General features: G+C 39.7%; 3 protein-coding genes and 1 pseudogene. 1 reads left to right on the top strand and 3 read right to left on the bottom strand.

Annotation, left to right across the window (positions count from 1 at the left end; translation table 11 throughout):
* The 3 genes and pseudogenes from VB654_RS22880 to menA all read right to left on the bottom strand — a co-directional run.
* A pseudogene (locus VB654_RS22880) lies at positions 1 to 322 on the bottom strand (hypothetical protein); the annotation flags it as partial.
* A gap of 117 nt (positions 323 to 439) precedes the next feature.
* The gene (locus VB654_RS22875; RefSeq protein ID WP_323216120.1) at positions 440 to 1,462 is read right to left on the bottom strand and encodes an o-succinylbenzoate synthase; all 1,023 of its coding nucleotides are present in this window, start codon (positions 1,460 to 1,462) and stop codon (positions 440 to 442) included.
* Positions 1,463 to 1,481: 19 nt separating this feature from the next.
* Positions 1,482 to 2,387: a 2-carboxy-1,4-naphthoquinone phytyltransferase gene (menA, locus tag VB654_RS22870; RefSeq protein WP_323216119.1), complete on the bottom strand. Its 906-nt coding sequence runs from the start codon at positions 2,385 to 2,387 to the stop codon at positions 1,482 to 1,484.
* Between the two features lie 369 nt (positions 2,388 to 2,756).
* On the opposite strand from menA, the gene VB654_RS22865 reads away from it, so the two are divergent.
* Positions 2,757 to 4,172 carry an isochorismate synthase MenF gene (locus VB654_RS22865; RefSeq protein ID WP_323216118.1) on the top strand — a complete coding sequence of 472 codons (1,416 nt, stop codon included), beginning with the start codon at positions 2,757 to 2,759 and terminating at the stop codon, positions 4,170 to 4,172.
* The last annotated feature ends 147 nt before the right edge of the window (positions 4,173 to 4,319 follow it).

The following is a 4,319-nucleotide window of genomic DNA, read 5'->3' as shown; positions in this document are numbered from 1 at the left end:
TATGGGGGGATATTTTTAATTCTGGTCCCCAAATTATATCAGGCTGTACTAATTCTAAAACTTCTTGCCATTCTTGTTTTCCCCAATCTGGGTTACACAAAAAAACTGGACAACCAGCAGCACAAGCAGCTATAAAACCTGCAATAAATCTCACTGGTTCTCGTTCGGCTAAGATAATTTTAGGAGTATTTCCTGAAGCTAATAATTGCTGTAGTTCTAAATATAATGCTGAGGCTATTTGCTGAAATTGATGATAATTACCAATAAGAAAATCTTGTTCAGGCAGGTTATTTAAATAAAATACAGGTGATTCTATGGACATTTAAATTAAGTTTTTTCTGAATTTACTAAACCTGGAGATTAGAAGTCACGGCTATACAGGCAAAACCCACCTGCGCGGTTTAAAAGATTTGATGAATTTCGTTTGTCCCAAAAATTTTTAAACATCTAAAAAATGGTTAATACCAAAACCAATAGCCCTATTTGAATGAGATAATTCTGCTGCTAGTTGGAGTGATGCTTGTCTACCAATTTCTGTTTCAAAGACTGACGAAAATACCGCATCAATTTGATGTTGTTGGCAAAATTGCCGCAGACGAGACGGTGAACCTGCTATCCCTGGTTTAATCACAAAGATTCCTCGCCAACCTTTTTCAAAGCAATGCTTTAGTTGTTGGAGTGTGGCTACAGATTCATCTAAGGCGATCGCAGTCTTAAAACTAGTACTCAATTCCAACATCGCCGAAAATTGGGCAACAGGCAATGGTTGTTCAAGAAATTCAATATTTGCCGAAATATCGTCACAAATCCCCAGCCATAGTTTAGCTTCCTCATAACTAAGTCCACCGTTGGCATCTAAACGCAATTTAGCCGCAGGTGGTAAACTCCGAGTCAATAAGTCAAAAATTTTCAACTCCCTAGAAATTGCATCCACCCCAATTTTCCATTTAAACGTGCGATATCCCTGCTTCCACAGTTTCTCCCATTGACTTAAAGCCCTCTCCCCGGCCGATAGTAAAGAAGCAGAGGGGCAGGGGGCAGGGGGCAAGGGGGAAGAAGAGGCAGAGGGGCAGGGGGCAGGGGGCAGGGGGGAAGAAGAGGCAGAGGGGCAGGGGGAAGAGGTTAGACTGGAATGAGAATCTTCTGGCTGGTTTTCCTGATTTCGCCAACGCTTCATTTCCGTCAACGCGGACTCAAATCCAAATTGACAAGCAGGTAAATTATCTGGGATAGAGAAAATCATCTCTTCTGTAACTACTGCGGGTAATTGGCGACAAAAATCTAAAGCCTGTTCTAGAGTTTCCGAACCGAACCAACTAATAGGGGCAATTTCTCCGTAACCACAGTTACCCAGACAAATAATTATACCTTCACGGGTATGCCACAACCCATGATTAGTAACCAATGACCGTAAAAACCGCCGTCGATAACAACGAAAATCGAACCGATAACCTAGAGACATTAGTAACTTTTGACTTTCCTTATGCACCTTCCAAAATAAACCCCAAACCCAACAGCAAACAACACCAAAAATGTAAATTAACTGCAATAAACTTACAATTACTCACCTTTTCCGGGAGATGATGATTTTGCTGGACATGGTGACATAACTGAAAAGCATAAGGTAAACTCAACCAACTCAGCAAAGTCCAAACAGGGAATATACCCAATAAAACAAACAGCAAAATTAGAGGATAAATAACGCCAGTGAACCAATAGAGAAGTTTTGCAGCTTTTGCCGTACCCAAACGGACAACAGGCGATCGCTTGCCGGCAGTTATGTCATCCTTAACTTGGTGAAAGTGTGAGCAAAATAAAACTAAGCTCGTAGCAATGCCCACAATCACCGAGGCTGCTAAACTATTTATTGACCAAGTTGCAGTTTGGCTATAATAAGCTGAGGCGATCGCCAAAGGCCCAAAGGCAAAAAAGCAGATAATTTCGCCTAGACCTTTGTATCCTAAGCGAAAGGGAGGCCCTTGGTATGTGTAGCCCAAAGCGCAGCACAGCAGAATTAAGCCGATAACAGTGGGGTCTTTTTGCCAAATAGCAATCGTGATTATTCCCAATAACCCAGAAACTAAACACAAGTTTCCTAGCCAAAATATTAATAGCTTATTACCAGTTAAATTTACTAAAGAATGATGTTTATTTTGGTCAATTCCCGTTTCTGAATCAAAGACATCATTACTAATATTTTCCCAAGCTAAAATTAAAATTGCTGCCGCAATAAAAGTAGAAAATACTCCCAAATTAAAACTTTTGGTTTCCGCAAAAGCCACTGCCGTTCCTACCCAAATCGGCATGATAGCAACACTGTACATCGGCGGTTTAATTGCTGCCAGCCATAATTTAATCTGAGAATTTGCAACCTGTTTTGTAGTCATCAGTCGTTATTAATGAGATAATAGTAATCTTACCCATACATAAAATTTTACAGTTTCACGAGACACCAAAACCACACCACGCCATTCAAAAAATTCTCTCCTGGTGGAACTCTGGGGTTTACTAAATATTGGTTAAATGCCAAACTTAGGTAATTTCCTGTGGTTGGTCAACCTCTGGTTAGTAACACTCATTTTTGGGCTGCAACCCAAAACTCACGATAGCTGTTCACCGCCTGGGAACACACACCATAAATAAAGCAAAGCATATTCTGGTAAAGTGGCAACTGAATATGTTACCTGTAGAAATACGACCACGTTTAATTACACTTTAGGAAGTTAACTTAAAAAAAGTTTACTATTGCTAGATCCATGACAGTTTTACCATGTCGCAGCAACTGCTTTGTCAAAAACCAAGACCTATACCATTTTCTGTTAAACGTTCAGGAAAATTGCCTTCAGCATAATTGTCGGCAAATTGTGAGTATTTCACTGGATATTGACTGGGTAGATCCCTTAGTTGTATTAGATAAACTAACGCAAGCAAATGAAATAAATTTTTACTTTGAGAATCAAGCTCAAGGAGAAGCGATCGCAGCCATTGATACTGTGAGAAAATTAGAAATTGATGGCAAAGAGCGTTTTAATCAAGCTGAGTATTTTATCAAATCTTGTCTAAAAAATATTATAAATTTTGGTAACAATCAGTCAACTTTTGCAGTCCCTTACTTTTTTTGTTATTTCAGCTTTTTTGATTATAATTCTCAAATAGATTACCCGTTTCCATCAGCTACAGTTTTTCTCCCTCGTTGGCAAATAGCAGTTAAAAATAAACGCTGTATATTAGTCAATAATATAAATATTCAAGCCAGCACCAATATAGAAAATATATTGCAGACTTTGCAACATAAAATTGCTCAAATTGAGTCCTTAAAATATGCTGCTCCAAATTTAGAACAGTTACCCAGTAAGTTTAGAAAAAAATCTGTTACTAATGCTGAAGATTTTAAACGCGCCGTGGGTTCAGCCGTAGAAAAAATTCAGTCTAGCCATTTAAGTAAAATTGTCTTAGCAAATGCCTTAGATGTCAAATCCAGCCATAATTTTAATTTATTCAAATCCTTAAACAATCTGCGGCAAATACATCCTAATTGTTATATCTTTTCTACCAGCAATGGTAAGGGACAAAACTTTATTGGTGCGAGTCCAGAAAGATTAATTACTATTCATAATCAAGAGTTAATTTCTGATGCTTTAGCTGGTTCTGCACCCAGAGGTAAAACACCTGCTGAAGATGCTGCTAATGCCAATCGCTTATTAAGTAGTCTCAAAGAAAGACATGAACATTCTTTAGTGATTGATTTTATTACTCAACGCCTTACCCAGCTAGGTTTATTACCCCAGGTATTAGCGCCACGCCTGAGACAATTATCTAACATCCAACATTTATGGACACCAATTACAGCCAAAGTTAGCCCTAATGTCCACCCATTAAAGATTGTTTCTCAATTGCATCCTACCCCAGCTGTGGCCGGTGCAACGAGAGATTTTGCTTGTGCAGAAATTCGTCGTTATGAAAGCTTTGAGAGGGGTTTATATGCTGCGCCTCTGGGTTGGGTAGATGCTAGAGGTAACTGCGAGTTTATAGTGGGGATTCGGTCGGCTTTAATAGATGGCGATCGCGCGAGGTTGTATGCTGGTGCTGGGATTGTGGCTGGTTCTGACCCTGATAAGGAGTTTGCTGAGGTGCAGCTGAAACTTCAGGCGTTACTGAAGGCTTTGGTTTAAACGCAGAGGTACTAAGTTAAGCGCAAAGGTACGCGGAGGTTTTAGTCGTTTTTTTTGTCAGGGGGATCTCCTTCAAAGGGTTGAACTCCTGTGGCTGGATAGTCGTCATCTCTGGGGCTGAAAATTCTGCTGACTGCTTCTGAGCTT

Source organism: Nodularia sp. UHCC 0506 (assembly GCF_034931045.1).
Lineage (GTDB): Bacteria > Cyanobacteriota > Cyanobacteriia > Cyanobacteriales > Nostocaceae > Nodularia.
This window is presented reverse-complemented; position numbering and strand designations above follow the sequence as displayed.